The organism is Streptomyces sp. NPDC041940 (assembly GCF_055589465.1).
On record NZ_JBVJBP010000029.1, the window covers coordinates 31,376 to 52,082 of the forward strand.

At 66.7% G+C, this 20,707-nt stretch carries 22 protein-coding genes and 1 tRNA gene; 10 read left to right on the forward strand and 13 right to left on the reverse strand.

The window, feature by feature from the left end; genetic code table 11:
* Positions 1 to 5: 5 nt before the first annotated feature.
* Both ACZ6I3_RS35250 and ACZ6I3_RS35255 read right to left on the reverse strand, forming a co-directional pair.
* Positions 6 to 467 carry a RidA family protein gene (locus tag ACZ6I3_RS35250; protein WP_403889615.1) on the reverse strand — a complete coding sequence of 154 codons (462 nt, stop codon included), beginning with the start codon at positions 465 to 467 and terminating at the stop codon, positions 6 to 8.
* Positions 467 to 625 (reverse strand): DUF4177 domain-containing protein, encoded by a 159-nt coding sequence (locus ACZ6I3_RS35255; protein WP_097218487.1) that lies wholly within the window; start codon positions 623 to 625, stop codon positions 467 to 469. Before ACZ6I3_RS35255 ends, ACZ6I3_RS35250 begins: the two co-directional genes overlap by 1 nt.
* 106 nt (positions 626 to 731) lie before the next feature.
* Here ACZ6I3_RS35255 and bagA point away from each other — a divergent pair, with 106 nt between their 5' ends.
* Positions 732 to 1,709: an ATPase BagA gene (gene bagA / locus ACZ6I3_RS35260; RefSeq protein WP_469420255.1), complete on the forward strand. Its 978-nt coding sequence runs from the start codon at positions 732 to 734 to the stop codon at positions 1,707 to 1,709.
* 70 nt (positions 1,710 to 1,779) lie between these two features.
* Positions 1,780 to 3,213, forward strand: a complete 1,434-nt coding sequence (gene bagB / locus ACZ6I3_RS35265; RefSeq protein ID WP_469420257.1) for an ATPase BagB — start codon at positions 1,780 to 1,782, stop codon at positions 3,211 to 3,213.
* 70 nt (positions 3,214 to 3,283) lie between these two features.
* Here bagB and wblA read toward each other — a convergent pair whose 3' ends face one another.
* Positions 3,284 to 3,622 (reverse strand): transcriptional regulator WblA, encoded by a 339-nt coding sequence (wblA, locus tag ACZ6I3_RS35270; RefSeq protein ID WP_215119936.1) that lies wholly within the window; start codon positions 3,620 to 3,622, stop codon positions 3,284 to 3,286.
* 408 nt (positions 3,623 to 4,030) lie between these two features.
* Between wblA and ACZ6I3_RS35275 the strand changes: the two genes are divergently transcribed.
* Entirely contained in the window at positions 4,031 to 6,331 is a 2,301-nt protein-coding gene (locus ACZ6I3_RS35275) for a transglycosylase domain-containing protein (RefSeq protein WP_469420259.1), read from the forward strand.
* A gap of 115 nt (positions 6,332 to 6,446) precedes the next feature.
* On the opposite strand, the gene ACZ6I3_RS35280 is transcribed toward ACZ6I3_RS35275, so the two are convergent.
* Complete coding sequence (locus ACZ6I3_RS35280) at positions 6,447 to 6,911, reverse strand: GatB/YqeY domain-containing protein (protein WP_468192704.1); 465 nt, start codon at positions 6,909 to 6,911, stop codon at positions 6,447 to 6,449.
* A gap of 147 nt (positions 6,912 to 7,058) precedes the next feature.
* Between ACZ6I3_RS35280 and ACZ6I3_RS35285 the strand changes: the two genes are divergently transcribed.
* From ACZ6I3_RS35285 to ACZ6I3_RS35305, 5 genes are all read left to right on the forward strand, one after another.
* A complete protein-coding gene (locus ACZ6I3_RS35285; protein WP_469420261.1) occupies positions 7,059 to 7,985 on the forward strand; it encodes a metallophosphoesterase in 927 nt (308 codons plus the stop codon).
* A 96-nt stretch (positions 7,986 to 8,081) separates the two neighbouring features.
* Positions 8,082 to 8,852 carry a Pr6Pr family membrane protein gene (locus ACZ6I3_RS35290; RefSeq protein WP_469420262.1) on the forward strand — a complete coding sequence of 257 codons (771 nt, stop codon included), beginning with the start codon at positions 8,082 to 8,084 and terminating at the stop codon, positions 8,850 to 8,852.
* Positions 8,853 to 8,899: 47 nt separating this feature from the next.
* A tRNA-Pro gene (locus tag ACZ6I3_RS35295) sits at positions 8,900 to 8,973 on the forward strand.
* A gap of 148 nt (positions 8,974 to 9,121) precedes the next feature.
* Complete coding sequence (locus ACZ6I3_RS35300; RefSeq protein ID WP_469420264.1) at positions 9,122 to 9,646, forward strand: hypothetical protein; 525 nt, start codon at positions 9,122 to 9,124, stop codon at positions 9,644 to 9,646.
* A gap of 463 nt (positions 9,647 to 10,109) precedes the next feature.
* Positions 10,110 to 10,952 (forward strand): HNH endonuclease, encoded by an 843-nt coding sequence (locus ACZ6I3_RS35305; RefSeq protein WP_469420265.1) that lies wholly within the window; start codon positions 10,110 to 10,112, stop codon positions 10,950 to 10,952.
* 564 nt (positions 10,953 to 11,516) lie between these two features.
* Here the strand turns inward: ACZ6I3_RS35305 and ACZ6I3_RS35310 are convergent.
* The 8 genes from ACZ6I3_RS35310 to ACZ6I3_RS35345 all read right to left on the reverse strand — a co-directional run bounded on the left by ACZ6I3_RS35310 (position 11,517) and on the right by ACZ6I3_RS35345 (position 17,986).
* The gene (locus tag ACZ6I3_RS35310; RefSeq protein WP_469420267.1) at positions 11,517 to 12,017 is read right to left on the reverse strand and encodes a hypothetical protein; all 501 of its coding nucleotides are present in this window, start codon (positions 12,015 to 12,017) and stop codon (positions 11,517 to 11,519) included.
* Positions 12,017 to 12,643, reverse strand: a complete 627-nt coding sequence (locus ACZ6I3_RS35315) for a helix-turn-helix domain-containing protein (RefSeq protein WP_469420268.1) — start codon at positions 12,641 to 12,643, stop codon at positions 12,017 to 12,019. Before ACZ6I3_RS35315 ends, ACZ6I3_RS35310 begins: the two co-directional genes overlap by 1 nt.
* Positions 12,630 to 12,881 carry a hypothetical protein gene (locus ACZ6I3_RS35320; protein ID WP_469420270.1) on the reverse strand — a complete coding sequence of 84 codons (252 nt, stop codon included), beginning with the start codon at positions 12,879 to 12,881 and terminating at the stop codon, positions 12,630 to 12,632. Before ACZ6I3_RS35320 ends, ACZ6I3_RS35315 begins: the two co-directional genes overlap by 14 nt.
* A 1,091-nt stretch (positions 12,882 to 13,972) precedes the next feature.
* Positions 13,973 to 14,668 carry a hypothetical protein gene (locus ACZ6I3_RS35325; RefSeq protein WP_469420271.1) on the reverse strand — a complete coding sequence of 232 codons (696 nt, stop codon included), beginning with the start codon at positions 14,666 to 14,668 and terminating at the stop codon, positions 13,973 to 13,975.
* Complete coding sequence (locus ACZ6I3_RS35330; RefSeq protein WP_469420272.1) at positions 14,652 to 15,071, reverse strand: hypothetical protein; 420 nt, start codon at positions 15,069 to 15,071, stop codon at positions 14,652 to 14,654. Before ACZ6I3_RS35330 ends, ACZ6I3_RS35325 begins: the two co-directional genes overlap by 17 nt.
* A 104-nt stretch (positions 15,072 to 15,175) precedes the next feature.
* Positions 15,176 to 15,571 (reverse strand): hypothetical protein, encoded by a 396-nt coding sequence (locus ACZ6I3_RS35335; protein WP_469420273.1) that lies wholly within the window; start codon positions 15,569 to 15,571, stop codon positions 15,176 to 15,178.
* Between the two features lie 2 nt (positions 15,572 to 15,573).
* Positions 15,574 to 17,112 carry a hypothetical protein gene (locus ACZ6I3_RS35340; RefSeq protein WP_469420274.1) on the reverse strand — a complete coding sequence of 513 codons (1,539 nt, stop codon included), beginning with the start codon at positions 17,110 to 17,112 and terminating at the stop codon, positions 15,574 to 15,576.
* A 403-nt stretch (positions 17,113 to 17,515) separates the two neighbouring features.
* The gene (locus ACZ6I3_RS35345; protein ID WP_469420275.1) at positions 17,516 to 17,986 is read right to left on the reverse strand and encodes an ATP-binding protein; all 471 of its coding nucleotides are present in this window, start codon (positions 17,984 to 17,986) and stop codon (positions 17,516 to 17,518) included.
* Between the two features lie 191 nt (positions 17,987 to 18,177).
* On the opposite strand from ACZ6I3_RS35345, the gene ACZ6I3_RS35350 reads away from it, so the two are divergent.
* Positions 18,178 to 19,092 (forward strand): helix-turn-helix domain-containing protein, encoded by a 915-nt coding sequence (locus tag ACZ6I3_RS35350; protein WP_469420367.1) that lies wholly within the window; start codon positions 18,178 to 18,180, stop codon positions 19,090 to 19,092.
* Positions 19,055 to 19,186 carry a DUF397 domain-containing protein gene (locus ACZ6I3_RS35355; RefSeq protein ID WP_469420369.1) on the forward strand — a complete coding sequence of 44 codons (132 nt, stop codon included), beginning with the start codon at positions 19,055 to 19,057 and terminating at the stop codon, positions 19,184 to 19,186. Before ACZ6I3_RS35350 ends, ACZ6I3_RS35355 begins: the two co-directional genes overlap by 38 nt.
* A gap of 33 nt (positions 19,187 to 19,219) precedes the next feature.
* Here ACZ6I3_RS35355 and ACZ6I3_RS35360 read toward each other — a convergent pair whose 3' ends face one another.
* Complete coding sequence (locus ACZ6I3_RS35360; RefSeq protein ID WP_469420277.1) at positions 19,220 to 20,464, reverse strand: PP2C family protein-serine/threonine phosphatase; 1,245 nt, start codon at positions 20,462 to 20,464, stop codon at positions 19,220 to 19,222.
* Between the last annotated feature and the right edge of the window lie 243 nt (positions 20,465 to 20,707).

Here is a 20,707-nt window from a genome sequence, read left to right on the forward strand (position 1 = left end):
GGAAGCTACGCCAGCTCCACCTGGATCTCGACCTCCACCGGGGCGTCCAGCGGCAGCACCGCCACGCCCACCGCGCTGCGCGCGTGCACACCCTTGTCGCCGAGGACCGCGCCGAGCAGCTCGCTCGCGCCGTTCAGCACCGCGGGCTGGCCCGTGAAGTCCGAGGCCGAGGCCACGAAGCCGACAACCTTCACCACGCGCGCGATACGGTCCAGGTCACCGGCGACGGACTTGACGGCGGCCAGGGCGTTCAGCGCGCACGTACGCGCCAGCTCCTTGGCCTCCTCCGGGGTGACCTCGGCACCGACCTTGCCGGTGACCGGAAGCTTGCCCTCCACCATCGGGAGCTGCCCGGCGGTGTAGACGTACGGGCCGCTCTGCACGGCCGGCTGGTACGCGGCCAGCGGCGGGACGACGTCGGGCAGGGTCAGACCCAGCTCTGCCAGCTTCGCCTCGACGGCACCCACTACTGCTTCTCCCGCTTCAGGTAGGCCACGAGCTGCTCGGGGTTGTTCGGCCCGGGCACGACCTGGACGAGCTCCCAGCCGTCCTCGCCCCAGGTGTCCAGAATCTGCTTCGTGGCATGGACGAGCAGCGGCACGGTTGAGTATTCCCACTTGGTCATGCGGCCGACTCTAGCCCCTGGCGGACAGGGGCAGACGGCCGACCACGGCGCGGGTTGTCCACAGCCTCCGGAGTAGCCCGGGCGCGGACTGGTTAGGCTCGAATACGTGAGCAGGCTCCAGGTCGTCAGCGGCAAGGGCGGTACCGGCAAGACCACGGTGGCCGCGGCCCTAGCGCTGGCCTTGGCCACGCAGGGGAAGCGGACGCTTCTCGTCGAGGTCGAAGGCCGCCAGGGCATCGCGCAGCTCTTCGAAACGGAAGCGCTGCCTTATGAGGAGCGGAAGATCGCCGTCGCTCCCGGGGGCGGGGAGGTGTACGCGCTGGCCATCGACCCCGAACTGGCCCTTCTGGACTACCTCCAGATGTTCTACAAGCTGGGCAGCGCCGGAAGAGCCCTGAAGAAGCTCGGCGCGATCGACTTCGCCACCACCATCGCGCCGGGCCTGAGGGACGTACTCCTCACCGGCAAGGCGTGCGAGGCGGTGCGGCGCAAGGAGCGCAGCGGGCGCTTCACCTACGACTACGTCGTCATGGACGCGCCGCCCACCGGGCGCATCACGCGCTTCCTCAACGTCAACGACGAGGTCGCCGGCCTCGCCAAGATCGGCCCGATACACAATCAGGCACAGGCCGTGATGCGGGTGCTGAAGTCGCCGGAGACGGCCGTGCACCTGGTGACGCTGCTGGAGGAGATGCCCGTCCAGGAGACTGTGGACGGCATCGCCGAGCTGCGGTCGGCTCGGCTGCCGGTGGGGCGGATCATCGTGAACATGGTGCGCCCGGAGGTGTTGGACGAGACCGATCTGGAACTCGTCCGGACGGCCACGCGTTCCACTGTCGCGCGGTCGCTGTCGTCCGCCGGGCTCGGCGGGGCACGGCGCGGCGGGCACGCCGAGCGGCTGGTGGACCCGCTGCTCACACAGGCCGAGGAGTACGCCGAGCGGTACGCGCTGGAGCACGAGCAGCGTGCGGTGCTGGCCGAGCTGGGCCTGCCGCTGCACGAACTGCCGCTGTTCGCCGAGGGCATGGACCTGGCGGGGCTGTACGCGCTGGCCCGCGAGCTGCGCGGGCAGGGCGTGTCATGAGCCAGGACACACGCGTCATGAGCGAGGACACACAGGCAAGGCCCGTCATGAGTCGGAAGCAGGGGATGTCATGAGTCGTCCGGACCCGGACCGCACGCACGACCCGGCCCGCCCTCGCATGTCCCCCGCTCGCCTGCTCGACGTCGATCCGCTGCTGGCGGATCCGAAGACCCGGATCGTGGTGTGCTGCGGTTCGGGCGGGGTCGGCAAGACCACGACGGCTGCGGCCCTGGGCCTGCGCGCGGCCGAGCGGGGCCGCAAGGTGGTCGTCCTCACCATCGACCCGGCCCGACGGCTCGCCCAGTCCATGGGCATCGACTCCCTCGACAACACCCCGCGCCGGGTCAAGGGCATCGATGACTCCGCGGGCGGCGAGCTGCACGCGATGATGCTCGACATGAAGCGCACCTTCGACGAGATCGTCGAGGTGCACGCGGACGCCGAGCGGGCGGCCGCGATCCTGGGCAACCCCTTCTACCAGTCGCTCTCGGCGGGCTTCGCGGGCACGCAGGAGTACATGGCGATGGAGAAGCTCGGGCAGCTGCGGGCCCGGGACGAGTGGGACCTGATCATCGTCGACACCCCGCCGTCCCGCTCGGCCCTGGACTTCCTGGACGCGCCCAAGCGGCTCGGGTCGTTCCTGGACGGGCGGCTGATCCGGCTGCTGACGGCGCCGGCGAAGCTGGGCGGGCGCGCCGGGATGAAGTTCCTGAACGTCGGGATGTCGATGATGACCGGCACCCTCGGCAAGCTGCTCGGCGGTCAGCTCCTCAAGGACGTCCAGACGTTCGTGTCCGCGATGGACACGACGTTCGGGGGCTTCCGCACGCGCGCGGACGCGACGTACAAGCTGCTCCAGGCACCCGGGACGGCGTTCCTCGTGGTCGCGGCCCCGGAGCGGGACGCGCTGCGCGAGGCGGCGTACTTCGTGGAGCGCCTGGCCGCGGAGGACATGCCGCTCGCCGGTCTTGTGCTCAACCGGGTGCACGGCAGCGGGGCCGACCGGCTGTCGGCCGAGCGGGCGCTCGCCGCCGCGGAAAATCTTGAAGAGCCCCGCATTGTGGATCAGGAGGGCGGGAAAGCTGGACTTCGTAACTCCCCCGACGCATACGGAAGTTCAGCCTCACCCACGCCCGAAACCCCAGATCAGACCCCAGCTCAGACCTCAGCTCAGACCTCAGCCACGGCATCGACATCGGCTCCCGAAGGTGGCTCCCCCACCGAGGACTCCGAAGACGCCGAAGACACCGAGCGGTCCGTCGACCAGCTCACGGCAGGCCTGCTGAGGCTGCACGCCGAGCGCATGCAGCTGCTCTCCCGTGAGCAGCGCACGCGTGACCGCTTCGCCGCGCTCCACCCCGAGGTGGCCGTGACGGAAGTGGCCGCGCTGCCCGGCGATGTGCACGACCTCGCCGGCCTGCGCGACATCGGCGACCGGCTCGCGGCGAACGAGCGCGAGCTTCCGGACGTGGCCGAGCCGGAGTCGCCCGGCCGTGATGCCTGAGGGGCCCGTACGGGCCCCCGACCGGACATCAGCGCCGAGAATCCCCCGTGGCGTCCCCGGAGGGAACTCCTCAGCCCACCGCGGCGTAGTTCTCGTAGATCTCGTCGTCGTCGAGGGACACGACACCCGTGCCGCGCTCGTACTCGCTGCGCGCCGTCTCCAGCAGCCGGCGCCAGGACGTCACCGTGGGCCGCCTGCGCAGCAGTGCGCGGCGCTCCCGCTCCGTCATGCCTCCCCACACGCCGAACTCGACGCGATTGTCGAGCGCGTCGGCCAGGCACTCCGTACGCACCGGACATCCGGTGCACACCGCCTTGGCCCTGTTCTGCGCTGCTCCTTGAACGAACAGTTCGTCCGGATCGGTAGTGCGGCAGGCCGCCTGCGCACTCCAGTCGACTACCCAGCCCATACCGGCGCCGTCCTCTCCCGAATCGAGGCTCCCCCACGGCGGCAGCGGCATATTCACCGCCGCCAGTTGAGGACGTTACGGAAGGTGGGCACAGCGCAACACCCCCTTCGGGCCCAATCTTGAATGGCCCGAACGGACTATGGGTAAGCGGCAGATCACCCGGGGGAGTGAGCTGGCGACATACAGAACCTTCCCGGCAAAGCAGGACAGTTCAGTTGCGTCACAACGGACGCCGTATGACACACAAGGCGGATTCGGACACGACCCCAACAAAAAAGTTGGGGAACACCCAGAACGATTCGGGGTCGCCGGACGTATTGATACGTGGCCTCACTGCTGTGACAGTTGAGAGCAGCTTAGGCCAAGGCCTATACGCCTGTCCGGCGAATGAGAACGTAGGCTGCCCTCATGCCAAAGAAGAGCTCGGGCGGTGGTCTGTCTCCTGCGCAGCAGGCCGCCAAGTTCCTCGGTGTCAGTGTCCTCGCGGGAGCCGTACTGGCCGGTATCGCGCTGCCCGCGGTGGGCGCGCTGGGGCTCGCGGCGAAGGGCTCGGTCGAGAGCTTCGACGAGCTCCCCGCCAACATGAAGACGCCACCGCTGAGTCAGCGCACCACGATCCTCGACGCCGACGGCGGCCAGATCGCCACGGTCTACTCGCGCGACCGCACGGTGGTCCCGCTCAAGGACGTCTCGCCGTACATGCAGAAGGCGATCGTCGCGATCGAGGACTCGCGCTTCTACCAGCACGGCGCGGTCGACCTGAAGGGTGTCCTGCGCGCCCTCAACAAGAACGCGCGCAGCGGTGAGGTCTCCCAGGGCGCCTCGACCCTGACGCAGCAGTACGTGAAGAACGTCTTCGTCGAGGAGGCGGGCGACGACCCGACGAAGGTCGCGCAGGCCACCCAGCAGACCATCGGCCGCAAGATCCGCGAGCTGAAGTACGCGATCCAGGTCGAGGAAGAGCTCGGGAAGAAGAAGATCCTCGAGAACTACCTGAACATCACGTTCTTCGGCCAGCAGGCCTACGGCGTCGAGGCCGCGGCCCAGCGCTACTTCTCCAAGTCCGCCAAGGACCTCAACATCCAGGAGTCGGCCCTCCTCGGCGGCATCGTCCAGTCGCCCAGCCGGTACGACCCGGTCAACGACGAGGCGGAGGCCACCAAGCGCCGCAACACCGTGCTCCAGCGCATGGCCGCCGTCGGCGACATCTCCCGGGCACAGGCCGACGAGGCGATGAAGGCGCCGCTCGGCCTCAAGGTCAGCAAGCCCAGGAACGGCTGCATCACGGCGGTCAAGGGTGCGGGCTTCTTCTGTGACTACGTGCGCGAGGTCTTCCTGAACGACAAGGTCTTCGGCAAGACCAAGGAGGCCAGGGCGAAGGTCTGGAACCAGGGCGGCCTCACCATCCGCACCACCATGGACCCGGCGGCCCAGGACTCGGCGCAGCGGTCCATCAAGGACCACGTCTACAAGAGCGACGAGGTGGCCACCTCCGCCAGCATCGTCCAGCCCGGCACCGGCAAGATCCTCGCCATGGGCCAGTCGCGTCCGTACGGCTTCGGCAAGAACGAGACGCAGATCAACCTCTCCGTCGACGGGTCGATGGGCGGCGGCATGGGCTATCAGCCCGGTTCGACGTTCAAGCCGATCGTGGCGGCGGCGGCCCTCGAGGACGGCATGCCGGCGAACAAGGTGTACTCCTCCCCGTACCAGATGGCCTACCCGAGCCCGGTCTCGGCTTGTGGCGGCAAGCGGTGGGCGAACGACCGCTCCAACCCCGCCAAGCTCGAGAACGAGAACAGCTCCGAGGTCGGCCCGTACGACATGAAGGAAGCGACCGCCAAGTCGGTCAACACCTACTACGTCCAGATGATCAGCGACATCGGCATCTGCCCGGTGACGACGATGGCGAAGAAGATGGGCGTCGAGCGGGCCGACGGCCGCAAGATGGACCAGGCGCCGTCCATCGCCCTCGGCACCCAGGAGATGACCCCGCTGACCATGGCGAACGGGTACGCGACCTTCGCCGCGCGCGGCATGCACTGCACGCCGGTCGCCATCGAGTCGGTCAGCCAGCGGGTCGGCGACAAGAGCAAGTCGCTCGAGGTCCCGAAGTCGACCTGCTCGCGGGCGATGTCGGAGAAGACCGCCGACACGATCAACGCGCTGCTGAAGGGCGTCGTCGAGGACGGCACCGGTTCGAAGGCCGGCCTCAGCGGCCGTCCCAGCGCGGGCAAGACCGGTACGACGGACGAGCGCTACGCGGCCTGGTTCGTGGGCTACACCCCGAACATGGCCGGCGCGGTCTGGGTCGGCGACCCCGCGCACAAGCGGAAGATGTCCGGCATCACCATCGGCGGCCGGTCGTACGGCAAGGTCTTCGGTGGTGAGGTCCCCGGTCCGATCTGGCGCGACATGATGTCGGGCGCGCTGGAGGGCAAGCCGGTCGAGCAGTTCAACGACGTCCACATCCCCGACGGCAACCACAAGGGCCGCGGCGACGGGAACCGTGACGACGACGACCGCGACGACGACGACAACGGCGGCGGCAACGGCAACGGCGGCTTCATCGGCGGCCTGGTCGGCGGCAACAACAACGGCGGCGGGGGCGGCGAGCCCATTCCGACGCCTTCGTTCTCCCTCCCCGAGGGCTTCTTCCGGGGCCAGGACAACGGCGGTGGCAACGGCAACGGCGGGCGGTTCGGCTGAGCCGACGGCGCTCGCTGAGCCGACGGCACTCGCTGAGCCGACGGTGTGAGCGAACGGAGGTGGCCCCCTCTTTCCCGTACGGGAGGAGGGGGCCACCTTTTTCGTCTGCTGGTGATCAGCCGGCGAGCAGCTTCTTCACCACGGCGGCGACGCGGCCGCCCTCGGCCTGCCCGGCCACCTTCGGGTTCACGATCTTCATGACCGCGCCCATGGCCCGCGGCCCCTCGGCACCGGCGGCCTTGGCCTCCTCGACGGCCTGGGCCACGATCTGCTGGAGCTCGTCGTCGGACAGCTGCTTGGGCAGGTACTCGGCGAGCACCTCGCCCTCCGCCTTCTCCCGCTCGGCGCTCTCGGCACGACCACCCTGGGCGAAGGCCTCGGCCGCCTCGCGGCGCTTCTTGGCCTCGCGGGTGATCACCTTCTGCACCTCGTCGTCGGAGAGCGCGCGCTTCTCCTTGCCCGCGACCTCCTCCTTGGTGATCGCGGCGAGCGTCAGCCGGAGCGTCGAGGAGCGGAGCTCGTCGCGCTCCTTGATCGCAACGTTGAGGTCGTCCTGCAACTTCGACTTGAGCGTGGTCATGGGGCTGATTGTCGCAGGTGCGGAAGGAAAGACGCCCCCTGTTTTGCAGGGCGGCGGCGGGGCGGTGGATCGAAGCGCCGGTGCCGCGAGGGCATTTCGGGCACCGCCCGGGCAGGGCCGACGTCCGGGGTCTGAGACGATGGTCGTATGCGCGCGCGATACGGAGTCCCCCTGGGAATCGCGGCGGCTGGTGCCGCCGGTCTGTTGTACGCCGCGGGCTTCGAAGCCCGCTCCTTCCGCCTCCGACGGGTCACCGTCCCGGTCCTGCCCTCAGGGATGCGCCCGCTGCGTGTGCTGCAGGTCTCCGACATCCACATGGTCGGCGGCCAGCACAAGAAGCAGCGCTGGCTGCGGTCCCTGGCGGGCCTGCGCCCCGACTTCGTGATCAACACGGGCGACAACCTCTCCGACCCGGAGGGCGTCCCGGAGGTCCTGGACTCGCTCGGCCCCCTGATGGAGTTCCCGGGCGCGTACGTCTTCGGCTCCAACGACTACTACGGCCCCACGCTGCGCAACCCCGCCCGCTACCTGCTGGAGAGGGTCCAGGGCCGCCACGGCCTCAACGGCAACGCCCCGGCCGTGGGAGTCGTGCACAACCCGTGGGAGGACCTGCGGGACGGTTTCGACGCGGCGGGCTGGCTCAACCTGACCAACACCCGCGGCACGCTCAAGATCGAAGGCGTCGAGCTGGAGCTGACGGGCCTGGACGACCCGCACATCAAGCGGGACCGCTACGCGCAGGTGGCCGGCGGCCCCTCCGACGCCGCCGACTTCTCGATGGGCGTCGTCCACGCCCCCTACCTGCGCGCCCTGGACTCCTTCACGGCCGACGACTACCCCCTGATCCTGGCCGGTCACACCCACGGCGGCCAGCTGTGCATCCCCTTCTACGGTGCCCTGGTCACCAACTGCGACCTGGACACGGACCGGGTGAAGGGCCTGTCGACGCACACGGTGGAGGACCGTACGTCGTATCTGCACGTGTCGGCGGGCTGCGGTACGAGCCGCTACACGCCGGTACGGTTCGCGTGCCCGCCGGAGGCGACGCTGCTGACGCTGGTGGGGCGGGAGTAGCCGGGGCTCGCGACCGGATGGGCGGGGAAATGGGCGGGGTAACCCACACAGCCCGCCCACATCGCCCCCTATGTCCGTTTCTGTCAGCGTGGGGGCATGACAGCCCCGATACCCAGGGACATCCCGGACCTGCCCGTGATACCGGGCAGGCCCGCGCTGAAGCCCTCCCCCGTCCCGGCCACGGCCGTCGTCACCCCGGTCCGCCGCCCGGCGGCCGCGGCCTTCCGCCTGCTGGTCGCCTTCGCCGCCGCCGGCGGCGTCACGCTGGAGCTGCTCCTCGGCGACCCGTCCCAGACCCTGGGGTACTTCGCGATCCAGAGCAACATCCTGCTGGCGCTGGTCATGGCCCTCTCGGCCCGCCGCGCCTGGACGGCCGGCCGCCCCCTGCCGGGAGCCGTCCTGGGCGCGACGACCCTCTACGTCGTCGTCGCGGCCCTGGCGTACCACCTGCTCCTGGCGAACGAGGCCAGCCCCTTCTCCCTCACGGGCGAAGCGGCCCACCTGACCGGCTGGCAGGCCCTCACCCACTACACCCTCCACACGGTGACCCCGATCGCGGCCGTACTGGACTGGCTCCTGCTCACGCCCCCCGGCCGTCTGCACCTGCGCCAGGCCAGCACCTGGCTCCTCTATCCCCTGGCCTACCTGACCTTCTCCCTCCTCCGAGGCGAACTGCTCCTCCCGGGCTCGTCCGGCCGCTACCTGTACCCCTTCCTGGACGTCGACCAGGACGGCTACAAGAAGGTCCTCGGCAACGCCCTCCTCCTCGGCCTCGCCTTCTACGCCCTGGCGGTCCTCCTCGTAGCCCTCGACCACGCCCGCCCGAACCCCCTCCGGCACCCCTGGAAAACCGGATTTCGTCTCTAGCCACCGGTGGGCTAAAGTAAACGTCGTCGCCGCGACAGCAGCGACATCGGGGTGTAGCGCAGCTTGGCAGCGCGCTTCGTTCGGGACGAAGAGGTCGTGGGTTCAAATCCCGCCACCCCGACGCTGGTCAGAGGGCCAATCGCATGATCGCGATTGGCCCTCTGTCATGCTCGGGGGCCAAACGAATCTGATCGCGCCTCCCTGCCACAGACGACGGTGATTCGGCTGATCGAGCCCGGCGCCAGTGGACCAGTAGGTTTAATGTCGCTGTGGATCAAGCCATCGCTGGGTTAGTAGGGACGGTGGTCGGCGGCCTCATCGGCGTCACGGGCACCCTGGGAGCTACATGGCGCGCTGGCAAGGATCAAAAACGCAACCAGCACGACCACTGGCGGCGGCAACAGCGGCGGGATGCGTACTCTCAGCTGCTGAGTCAGGCGTCCGAGGTGATCAGGATCGGCGGCTCCGCCTTAGACGCCTACATGGATGGCGAGCGGAACGCACCCTCTCTCTCCAGGGACTTCGATGATGCGGTGAAGAAGATTGATTCCGCTGTCGGACTCGTCGCCCTGGAAGGCCCAGAGGAAGCATGGTTCGCAGCGATGGAGCTGTCTTCAGCGCTGTACCACTGGACAAACGACCTAGTTATCGCCCTGGAGGCAGCCTCGGGAAGGCTCGCCCCGGAGCCAGGATTGCTGGTGCCGGACGAGTCTGACCTGGAAGACCTCAAGGCTGCCGCCTACAGCGCCTCTGATGACTTCGTCGCGCTCTGCCGACGGCTGCTGGACACCTAAGCACTCGTGCAAGCCCAAGCCTGGGACGACATGGAACTCATGTACGGTTGCCGCACCCAGGCGACGCCAAGGCGGAGGTGTTCCGGGAAGCAGCCGCCGCCCGGATCACCTCCGCGGATACCCGTCGGCTCATCCCGGCACAGATCCGCCACCCCCACCGCAAGCCCTCCCAGTCCGGACACAGCCAGGCCCACCCACGTACGACCCTGCATCCGCTCGGCCGAGCCACCCGCCATCCCCGGAATCAGCACCCCGAAGAACCCAAGCCAGAAAGAGTCCAGCGGCGGGAAGTTGGCCAAGTCGCCGACGGCGGTGCCGACGAGACCGGCCGCGAGCGTCGAACCCGCGCGTCCATAACCTGAGGCAGGCGAGCTACTTGTAGCACGAGGCGGCGCCACGGGCCGAGTCGTCCATATCCTCCACGGCGGCACAGGATGTCAGTCCCCGCTGAGAGCATCGAGCCATGCCAGACGAGCAGAACGCCGCCAGGGAGAAGCTCTTGCGAACGCTTCGCAGGATGAAGACCTTTGAACCCGATGGCGACTATTACGCCCTGACCCTTCGAGCCAATCGACGAGGACGCGTCTGCTGGTCGGCGCAGACTCACTGGGTTGGGATGTCCGAACGAAATCCCCGCTGGGAAGTACGCGCTGCCAGCCTGGTCCTTCCAGCAGCCATGGCAGAACTCTGGTCGTCGATTGGGCAGGGCTGGGTTTCGGTGCACGACGATTCCGCCCTGGCGATCTATCTGCGACTTGGCGGAAACGCGTTAGTCGCCAAGCAGCTTGCCGAAGAGCGGTTGCCTGACGTGATCGCTCCCTCGGAGTGCGTGCACGACGGCTCGGTCGAGGTTGGCGGGTTCGGGTTCCTGAACACGGAACACCTTCGGGATGACGCCGTGGAACGACGCGCCCCCACCCGGAAGCTACGTATGCAGGTACTCAAACGCGATGACTACCGATGCGTGATCTGTGGTCGCAAAGCCACCGACCACACGGACATCGAGTTGCACGTGCACCATCTGATTCCCTGGCGCATGGCTGGTCCCACCGCCGAGGAGAACCTCGTCACCCTCTGCGGAACGTGCCACAAGGGGCTCGAGCCGGACTTCGAGCCGACCCTTCGAAAGCTCGCCGGGTTGCCTGGGCCGGCCACTGGATTGGACGTGGACAACTCAGAGTTCAACGAGGAAGTCACGCGCTATCGCCAGCTGGCGAAAGACCTGCTCGCCCGCCTGCGAAAGCCGACGGATGACCCTCGGCAGAGGAAATCGGCCCCTGCTGCTCCGCCCGATTCCGACCAGTGACGTGGTTCCTGGGCGCCCGGCTTCATGGGAGCCAACCCGCTCCCCGAGCCCTGGCGAAGCCCATCCAAGGCATGCAGACCAACGCCCTGATCAGCGAAAACACCAGATCCGCCGCTGGCGACCGCGCCCGAACCTCATTCGGGACGAAGAGGTCGTGGGTTCAAATCCCGCCGAAGCAGGGGGCCACGCGAATGCAAGGGCCCCTGCTTCGTGGTGGACCCCTCTAAATTCGACTTCTACGCAACGGATTGCTACTGGCTGGTTGGCGAGGACAAACTTGCCCGCACGCTTGCAGAGGAAGTCCTCCGGACCGGAACGGACTTTGACGGGCGCGAACGCTCGCCTATGCAAAACGCGGAAGCACGGGTCACTCTCGGCGTCACGGCAGCGGGTGCTGGCGATATAGAGCAGACACGACCGTCAATCAATGCCAGCACTCATCATGGCCGACCGCGAACTAGCTGCCGAGAAGGCGTCGATACGCTGTATAACCCGAGACTCAAGAGTATCTGACACGCTTACAGTCACTCGGAAATGGGAAACATGGTTTCCGAATGTGACGATCTAGGTACCAACGTCACTTGCAGCGGCGCCTACTTCGCCGCCCTCGTCCTCCAGTACGGTCCCGTGAAAGCGCAACACCTCGAGCATGAAGGATGGCACGCCCATACGCGTCGAAAGTTGCTGAATAAACTCTCGCGCATAAGGGCGAATGACCAGTCGGCCCGTGGAGTTCGCGAATGCTTCAAGCTCCTCCTCACCCGGATCTTCATCGCGTACCACAGAAAAAGCAGCAACAAAAGAGGCTCTAATGATAGCGATGCGATCTCCGTCCGAATTTAGCAACTCGGCCGAATACCGATCCTTGCAAGCGATCAAACCTTTAGAAGGGTTCTTTGGGTTTCGACTGAAGCTGCCTTCGGACTCGACTGAAACTTGCGCAGTACCCGGCTTGTAGTGCTTGGCCGGCCCCCTCCTCGCTGAAGCGTCACCAAGCACAACCTCCACCAAAGAGGAAGCGTCCGCGATTACCTCTTCGCCGTCGTGTAGCTCGCGAGTTGCCATTACGTAGCCTCCACGGCTTGGCCGCGCGAATCATCTTCGTATGAATCGCCCGCCTCTGGGGCCTCGGCTGTCAGGGATGCCACCCAGGAGTGACCTTCGAGGACATGCCAAACCCTGGGCGTTTCCTGGTGCTCCCGAGTTGTCGCCCTCGTAACGTCAAAATCTTCGTCCGGCATCACGAGCAAGACCGAAAGCGCAGGAGCCACTACGTCACCATCTGTGACGCTACAGCGAGAAACAGAGACACTCATACGCTCTACACGCGGCGTGACTGTTTCCCTGGAGTTGCCTTTTCGTCGACTTCGAACTCGACGTGGCTCGACCGGAAGGGATTCGCCACCCTCCACAGGGTCTGCATTCAGACGGGGTTCAAAGCCCATTGCACGCAGATATCGCGCCAACGTGGAGATACGAATGTTGCCGTCCCCGTTCAAGACCTGGGATACGGCCCCTTCCGATACCCCCAAGAGCGAGGAGAGTTCCCTGTTCGACTTCCCGGAGGCTACCTTCGCCTGCTCCAGACAAGCGACTACGTTCTGGGCCAGGCTCGCCGCAGAAAGCTCTTGAGCACCGCGAGGGAAACTAGCGTAGCTATCAATCAAGCTCTTCTGACTACGGCTTATCATGTTCTACGTCCTCCTCTCGCACCAGACATGCTAGCTGAATTTCTTCCGGCGGAGCCTTTTGGCCTACTTTAGCCCAGCCGTTAGTTAAACGCAAAATCGGGTCCAATTCCGGATACCACCAGAAATCGTCTTCCAAGTCAGGGTCGACACACCTGCGATCGTCGACTTTACCTTTCGGGTCATACTCGCCGTCGCCGACAGTGTCAAAGTAGGCGATCCGATGGTGATCGTGCTTCACCTCCCATATTCCATCCTGAAGAAAGTTGATAGCCCTCTGATAAGGAGGGTACCCCTTTTCGCCAATATGTCTGAGATGGGCAAATAGTTTTGCGGCGTTATGTATTTGGTCCTCGTCTGGGGGGCTTTGGAAGTATGGGTCACTAGACCAGTCACCCTTTTTCAAATCCGCCCAAAATGTCGCCATCGGCGAGGATCCATCCTCCCTCATCGCACACTCGATGCGATCATGGAATGACTTTCCACTACCTTGCCAAAGTACCCACCTGCCATCTTTAGTAAACACTAAAGCCCCCTCCCCGTGAAGGCGTTCACAGTGATCCTTAATAACACTTAGACCTTTCCCCAGGTGAGAGGGGCGTAGGCCGGCAGAGAATCACTCGATTGGCTGGATGTCGACAAGTCCATAGCGAAGGCACAGGTCACAGCGGTAGCACGCCTGCCGAAGCTCGAACCGCGCACCCTCAGTCACGTCTGCCCCCCCCCGCAGCCGCTACGGGTTGCTGCACCCCGCAGTAAATGAGGTTAGATGGTAACGATCCGCCCCGCTGTGCAACAGCAGCTCTTCACCGCTTTGTGGCATCACTTTGCCGCATACGCTAGACCTCGGGTCGCACCTGCCCAGCAATGGCCCATTGAGGGTGGCCACAGCACGGGATGCAGATTCTGACCACGGTTCGCCGAGCTGCCCTGCCTGTACCAAGATCAGCTGACTGGCTACTGAACGGATGAGCGCCTACGTCTCCGTGCGTAACGCTGTGTAACCTGCCTGGTCGTGGCGCTCAGCAGAGTCCTGTCATGTCCGGCTGGCCCGGGGCCAAACGAGGAAGCCGCACCACTACTGTCCTGGACTGACGTGGACAGTGGTGGAGCCGAACGAGCAGCCCTGACACCTAGGTTGCAACGTCACAAGGACCCTTGACCGCGTTTGGGACGAAGAGGTCGTGGGTTCAAATCCCGCCACCCCGACAGTGAAGTACCAGGTCAGGGGACTGATCCGCAGAGCGGGTCGGGCACCTGATCTTGCAGAGCCGAGTTCAGAATCCGCTTCTGAAATCGGCTCTGCAAGATCAGGTGCACAGTCAGCGCTCACTACTGAGCCGGCGGCTCCGAGTAGTCGTGTCCGTCGAGGTTTTCTCCCAGCGCCAAGCACGTCTTGGCGATCTCGGACTCGGCGAGTTCGCGAGCGTTGTGAGCCCGGTCTGCAGCCTTTTTCCCGATGGCCAGGAATCCGAACAGACCCGTAATGAACCCAACCAGAACTGCACTGACGCTCGCGACACGAGCGGCTGAATCCGCGTAACGAAGATTCAAACGGGCTGCGGCTCGCTGACCCTGCGCCCATCGCTTTCTCGCGGAGTCGGCAGCGTTGGCCGTACCTGCGGCGCAAATTTCCGCGAGAGCCGTGACCACGAAGGCCAGCGGGACCAACCCACCAAGGGCGAACAGCACAGCGCCAAGAACGGCTCCGACAGGCCCCCCAGCCGTTTGTGGGTCCACAAAAGCTGCAACGACGCAGTAGACGGACGACCCGAGTACCCAGACGGTGAGCAACGTCCAGCCGAGCAACCTCCCGCCGAGCCCCGCCTCACCCGCTTGCCGCCCGGCGGGAGATTCCTTCTCGCTGCGATAGTGCTCCTGGGACGCCTGGGGCTCGTCATCCCGCCCGTGCTTCGGACGTAATGTCTGGTGGTTGTTGATGTCTCCGTACACATTGCCCGCGATGAACACGCCAGGCCCGCGATTGTGCTGCCCGCCCTGGACCTGGGGGTCAGTCGTGTCTGCCATGCCCCGCGCCATGGTTGATGGTCAGGCCGCCTTCAATGTTTCCGTTGACGAAGGTGCCCGTACCGTGATTGTGCTGGTTGACCACAGAGGTCGGGAGATCCTGCCGGGCCAGAGCCAGCAGCTCCGCATACGCCACTGGTTCCGACTCCGCGAGTCGTACGAGCACGGGAGCCCACACGATCGCAGCAGCCCGTACTACGGCCTCACGGTCACCCGCCCGGGTCTGGGCCACAGCTCTCCGGTCTCGATCCAGACGCTCAAGCTGAGCCGCTGCCTCGTCCTCTTGACCGCTGCGTCGGATCAGACGGCCAACAGCCTCACGGACCCTCTGGTACCCCTCCTGGGTCGCCTGGGTGAGGAAGGCCGCGGCCATGGTGGTGGCCGCGAACGTGACTTCGTCCACTTCGTATTCCCCCCAACTGGTCGCAGCACTGTATCCACGTGCGTCGCAGGCGGCAGCCAGAACGGTTTATCCCGCGTCCCAGGACGACTCCAGGACCAGCCGACTCAACTCAGCAGTCCGCCGATGGCGTTGGCGAGCGCTTCGCCTCCTTGCTGGACTGCGGTGCCCACAACCAGAGCGGGCAACGCCTGCGCGATCCCGCGCAGTGTGCCGACCTGTGGCACATCGGGGGTCGCGAGCGAGGTGTCGACTGTGTCCGCCATGGCGCGCAGGACCGTGACGTTCTGCAAGTCAGGCGCGTTACGGTCGATGTCCGCGCGGAAGGCCGCCAGGAGGCCGCGCACAGCGTCGATGTCGACAGTGCCCTGCACAAGGGCAGACTGATGGACATTGGAGATGTTCTGCCCCACCACGTTCTGCAACGGTGCGTTGTTGCTACCGCCGATGCTGATGCCCGAGCCATGGCCCAGGTCCGGCTCAGGGCGACGCCGTCCCACCATCACTACTTGCCTCCTTGATACTTGTTGTCCTGGCCGACGCCACTGATGCCGCTGCCTGCGACGTTCTGGATGGGGGCGTTGTTGTCCCCATAGACGAGGATGTTGTTGGTCACGGTGGCGACCTGCCGTTCGTACGCAGCTAGGTCGATCCCCTGCTCGTCGAGATACTCGGCAACGGTCCGGAAGACACAGGACTGAATCAGAACGACGTGCCTCTTGGCATCGTCGCTCTGGTGCATGTCAGTGACTTCTTGGGTGGAGTACCGGTCGCGCAGGCTCACCGGGTCTTCTTCCTCTGCACGACCTTCGGTCTTCTCACCAAGACGGGCGACCAGTCGCCACACGGACAAAGGGCCCACGGCCGTGTCCAGGAGCGACTGTGTGGCAAGCCACGTGAGCAGACGCGTTCCATGTGTCCGGGCAGGTGCGGCGGTCACACGCAGCTCGTTGTAAAGCGGTGTCGTCACGTGTGGACGGATCGTCAGCCGCAGTTCGCCGGCCTCCAGTGCGGCATGCACGAACACGCTCACCACGATCTGTCCGTCCCAGCTGATGCACTGGGCCCGGAGATACAGCCGGTCCGGCACACCGGAAGGGGACCTGCGTCCGAGACCACTCAGGTCAGACAGCTCCACCTTCGTCTCACGGGTGCGTTGAAGCCATCGTGCTGCCGGAAGGCCGAGGATGCGCTCCATCGAGAACCCGGGAAGCGGATCGGTGATCTCTCTGGCACCGCGGCCCAGTTCGTTGAGGGCTGTGCCCACGCGTCGGAGAAGTTCCGCCTCCCCGAACGGTCTGACCGACTCCTCGGCGTCCTTGGGTTTCAGGGGGATGCTGATGCGTGCGGGCCCCCAGACGTCGCGTCCGGCACCGACGAACTGCTCCGAGGCGTCGTAGGGCAGCGCCAACTGTGTCTGGTCCTTGCTGATGTCCGAGATCCTGCGTCCGGCCTTCGCAGCGACCCACGGCAGGCCATCGGGCGACACGCCCTCTCGTGCCAGGGCACCCAGGGCGGCCCGTGACACAAGTCGGTCGGCCGCGTACGCCAGGGCGACGACAGCCGCCAGCCCGAAGGGGAGCAAGGCCAGTTCAAGTCTCAGCTCGAACGCGTCGCCGCCAACGGGTCCATACGGCAGGAGTGCGAGCAGCCACGGTGTGAGCAGCACGGCATACGCCAGGCGCCGCGAAGGTGCCAACCGCGTCAGGCCGCCTCTGCGGATCGCACGGAAAGCAGCCCACCGTAGGAACAGAGCGACGGCGACGGCAGCAGCCCAGATCACGAAAGCCCACGGCACCGCATAGGCGACCAGTCCACACAGGACCAGAATGCAGGTGCGCCGTGTCCATCGGCGGCGCCGCGCACAAAGGCTGTGCGCCGTCACCGAAACGAGGTCGAAGCCGTACGACGGCACGGGCAGCCGTGGACCGTGCAGCACATGGTCGACAACCCACTGCGCAGTCGGTTCGCCGAGAGGCGGGCAGTCGTCGCTACCCTCCAGATAGATCGGCCGCCTGGTACTGCGCCGGGGCTTCTTGGCCATCTCCGCTTTGCCTCGAAAACTGCGCCACCACGCTTTCGCGGCTTTCACCCGATCAGGACGCGCATAGACCGCCTGGCACAGTAGCCGCGTCACTTCAGACGATGCGGGGTCCGCGTTGGCGGGACGATTGGCCCCTGGGCCAGGAGGGTTCGCCTGAATCGGGACAGCGGGCCACTCCGCCTCCTCCGCCCGTGCCCTCCCCCGGGCACGCACGCCCCACCCAACCGCCATCCTGGTCCCCCGTTACATCGACAGGCGGGCATCTTCACGGGGGGCAGCAAGAACCGCCAGACCGCAAACGCGACAATCCTCGCAACCTCACGGGATAGCCAAGGATTGGCCGAAACTGCCTTCGGTTTGCCTGACATGCAGTCGGGGCTCAGCATCAAGATTTCGACCGGCCTCACTCAGGGCGAAGGCTGGCGACCCGAGTCGGCGCCTCCACAGACACATCCGCCCAGACCGTCTTTCCCACGGGGCGACGAGGCTCCGACCCCCAGCGCACGGCGAGGGCGTCCACCAGGAGCAGGCCCCGGCCGGACTCGCCTTCGGGGCGAGACGAGGGCGGGGCAGCGGGCGGCCGCTTCTCGGAGGCGGCGTCCGCGACCTCGACGCGGAACAGGTTCACCGTCGCGTCGAGAGTGAGCCGGAGGGCGAAGTCGCGTCCGCGAGATCGGCCGTGCTGTACGGCGTTCGCGGTGAGTTCGCCGACGACGAGAGCGACCGTGCACGACGTGTCGGACTCCGGCGGGTAGCCCCACTCCTGCATGCGCCGGACGGCGAGACGCCGGGCGAGCTGCGCGCCTCGTGGCGAGGAGACGAACTGTGCCGCGAAGGAGCGGAGTTCCGGGGTGGTCGTCGTTTCTGTCTGCACGGTTGGTCCGTCCTTGCTGGGCGCGCCTGAGAGATCCGTGACGTACGCGATGTCGTCGTAAGCGAGTCGTTACGTTCTGTGTTCAAGAGTGGTCCGAGCGCCCTACGCTCGGTAGGTGACACAGCCTTACTTTTCAGCCCGTAAGGAACGGAAGTGACCCCTTGGCCAACGGAATTGACCCGGGTTCTTCGATGGCGGCGCTGTTCGGCGCCCGGGTGCGCAGGCTCCGTACGGCGGCCGGACTGACTCAGGCCGAACTCGGTGTCAGGGCGCATGTGGTGAGCACCCGGATCACCCAGATCGAGCGGGCGTCCGGAGCGAGGCCGACGCTGGAGTTGGCGCGTGCGCTGGACGTGGCTCTCGGTGCGGACGAGTTGCTGGTCGAGTTGTGGCCGTTCGTGTACCGGGAGGCGTTTCCCGACTGGTCGCGGAAGTTCATGGAGTGCTCGGCGCGGGCGGTGGCCATCCGCGAGTACGCAGCTCATGTGGTGCCGGGGCTGTTGCAGACGGAGGACTACGCGCGGGCGGTATTGAGTGTCGGTCGAACTCTCGGCAGTGAGGAGCAGCTGGAAGAGCGGGTCGCCCTTCGGATGGGACGGCAGGAGCGACTGAATACGCCCGATCGTCCCGAGGTGTGGGTCGTCCTCGACGAGGCGGTGCTCCGGCGTCCCGTCGGCGGCCGCGCGGTGATGCGTGAGCAGTTGACGCGGCTAATCAGGACCGCGACGGAGTCTCACATCACGGTGCAGGTACTGCCGTTCGACCAGGGCGAGCACGATGCCATGGGCGGCTCGCTCACGGTGCTCACCATGCCGGACGGATCTGAGATCGCCTACACGGAAGGCGCGCACTACGGCCAACTCGTCGAGGATCCGGACGAGGTCAGGGGCTTCACGCTGTCCTACGATCGGCTGAGGGCGGCAGCGCTGCCCCCGCTCATGTCGCTCGACATGATCCGATCCGTGATGGAGGACAACCACCGTGGAGCGAAGGTCCCGTCCCGATCTGAACGGCGCCGACTGGCGCAAGAGCAGCTACAGCAACCAGGAGGGCGGCAACTGCGTGGAGGTGGCCGACGGGTTCCGGGCCGTCGTTCCCGTCCGTGACAGCAAGGTCCCGCAGGGGGCGGCACTGTGCTTCGAAGGCGCCGCCTGGAGCGCCTTCATAGGCGAGTTGAAGGCCAAGAACCGCCGTCCCTGAGGTGGCGGCGCCATCGCAGGCAGAGTCGCCGGCTCACAGGCGGATGATGACCAGCGCCGTGTCGTCGGTGGTGCCGGAGGGTGGGAGGAGGTCTGCCAGCAGGGCGTCGGCCAGGGTCTCGGGGTCGGCTCGGCCGTGGCGGACGAGGGAGTCGGCGAGGCGGGCCAGGCCGGTGTCGATGTCCTCGTCACGGCGCTCGATCAGGCCGTCGGAGTAGAGGACCAGGGTGGCGCCCTCGGCGAAGGCCGTACTGGCCTCCGGCCGCGGAACGTGCTCGGGACGCGCGCCGAGAGGCGGATCGGTCGCCTGGTCGAGGAAGGTCACCGTGCCGTCGGGGTGGAGCAGGGCGGGCGGTGGGTGGCCCGCGCTGCTGTACGTGAGGGTGTGGGTCTCCCAGTCGATGTAGGTCTTCACCACCGTGGTCGACTCCGCACCGTCGACATGGCGGGCGTACAGGCCGAGGGCCTCCAGCGCCCGGGCCGGGCCGTCGGCGACACGGGCGGCCGCGCTCAGCGCGCTGCGCAACTGCCCCATGACACCGGCCGCTTCCAGGCCGTGGCCGACGACGTCGCCGACAGCGACCGCGATGCGGTCGCCGGGCAGGTCGACCAGGTCGTACCAGTCGCCGCACACGTTCAGGGTGCCGACGGCGGGCCGGTAGCGGACGGCTGCCCGGTGGTGCCCGACCGGCCCCGGGGCGGGCAGCATCGCCGCCTGCAGGGCCAGGGCGACCTCGCGTTCGCGCGCGTGGGCCCGGCGCAGGCGTTCGTTGACTTCCTGCAGTTCACGGGAGCGGGTGTAGAGCTCGGCCTCCAGCACGCGGGCCCGGCTGCTCTCGCCGCCCGTGCCGCCGCGGGCACGGGCGCGGGCGTGGATGAGTTCGGTGACCTCCTCCACCCGGTGCGCGATCAGCGTCACCCGCCCGTCCTGGCCCAGCACGGGTGCGTTGACCGGGCTCCAGAAGTGTTCCACCCAGTGGCCGGGGCGCTCGGGGGCCTCGATGTCGTAGCGCAGCAGCGCCATGGTGTCGCGCTCGCCGGTGGCCACCACGCGGAGCATCGACTCCCGGGTCTCCCGCATGCCGGCCGCGGCCGGATCGTTGGGGTTCTCGGGGAAGACGTCGAAGATGTAGCGGCCCAGCAGTTGCTCGCGCGTGCGCCCGGCCAGCCTGAGGAAGTCCTCGTTGGCGTCGGCGTACACCAGTTCGGGGGTGAGCAGGGCCACCATGCCGGGCAGGGCATGGAAGACCGCCGCGTAGTCGATCTGCGGTTCCGTCATGTGTTGCCCGCCTCGGCGCCGACCGTCACTGTGCGGATACACGATAGGAGGGAAAGCGACGCCTCGCCGGACCACCGCCTCCCCCGCCAGGCCCCGGCCACCGTCCGCCTTCCGGGCTCACCGGCCCTTTGTCCGCGAGGGTCCGGCGGGTCGCTGACCTCCTGAAAGAACCGGGGGAAAGAACTACCCGCCCACCCACCCTCCCCGGCCAGGCGGCCCGCGTCACCCGTCCGAGTGACCGGC

What these genes read in the sequence shown, in the direction of transcription:
- ACZ6I3_RS35255 (WP_097218487.1), bottom strand. Translation starts at nt 625, where the DNA reads ATGACCAAGTGGGAATACTCAACCGTGCCGCTGCTCGTCCATGCCACG.
- bagB (WP_469420257.1), top strand. Translation starts at nt 1,780, where the DNA reads ATGAGTCGTCCGGACCCGGACCGCACGCACGACCCGGCCCGCCCTCGC.
- wblA (WP_215119936.1), bottom strand. Translation starts at nt 3,622, where the DNA reads ATGGGCTGGGTAGTCGACTGGAGTGCGCAGGCGGCCTGCCGCACTACC.
- ACZ6I3_RS35275 (WP_469420259.1), top strand. Translation starts at nt 4,031, where the DNA reads ATGCCAAAGAAGAGCTCGGGCGGTGGTCTGTCTCCTGCGCAGCAGGCC.
- ACZ6I3_RS35280 (WP_468192704.1), bottom strand. Translation starts at nt 6,911, where the DNA reads ATGACCACGCTCAAGTCGAAGTTGCAGGACGACCTCAACGTTGCGATC.
- ACZ6I3_RS35285 (WP_469420261.1), top strand. Translation starts at nt 7,059, where the DNA reads ATGCGCGCGCGATACGGAGTCCCCCTGGGAATCGCGGCGGCTGGTGCC.
- ACZ6I3_RS35290 (WP_469420262.1), top strand. Translation starts at nt 8,082, where the DNA reads ATGACAGCCCCGATACCCAGGGACATCCCGGACCTGCCCGTGATACCG.
- ACZ6I3_RS35305 (WP_469420265.1), top strand. Translation starts at nt 10,110, where the DNA reads ATGCCAGACGAGCAGAACGCCGCCAGGGAGAAGCTCTTGCGAACGCTT.
- ACZ6I3_RS35310 (WP_469420267.1), bottom strand. Translation starts at nt 12,017, where the DNA reads ATGGCAACTCGCGAGCTACACGACGGCGAAGAGGTAATCGCGGACGCT.
- ACZ6I3_RS35315 (WP_469420268.1), bottom strand. Translation starts at nt 12,643, where the DNA reads ATGATAAGCCGTAGTCAGAAGAGCTTGATTGATAGCTACGCTAGTTTC.
- ACZ6I3_RS35325 (WP_469420271.1), bottom strand. Translation starts at nt 14,668, where the DNA reads ATGGCAGACACGACTGACCCCCAGGTCCAGGGCGGGCAGCACAATCGC.
- ACZ6I3_RS35335 (WP_469420273.1), bottom strand. Translation starts at nt 15,571, where the DNA reads ATGGTGGGACGGCGTCGCCCTGAGCCGGACCTGGGCCATGGCTCGGGC.
- ACZ6I3_RS35340 (WP_469420274.1), bottom strand. Translation starts at nt 17,112, where the DNA reads ATGGCCAAGAAGCCCCGGCGCAGTACCAGGCGGCCGATCTATCTGGAG.
- ACZ6I3_RS35350 (WP_469420367.1), top strand. Translation starts at nt 18,178, where the DNA reads ATGGCGGCGCTGTTCGGCGCCCGGGTGCGCAGGCTCCGTACGGCGGCC.
- ACZ6I3_RS35360 (WP_469420277.1), bottom strand. Translation starts at nt 20,464, where the DNA reads ATGACGGAACCGCAGATCGACTACGCGGCGGTCTTCCATGCCCTGCCC.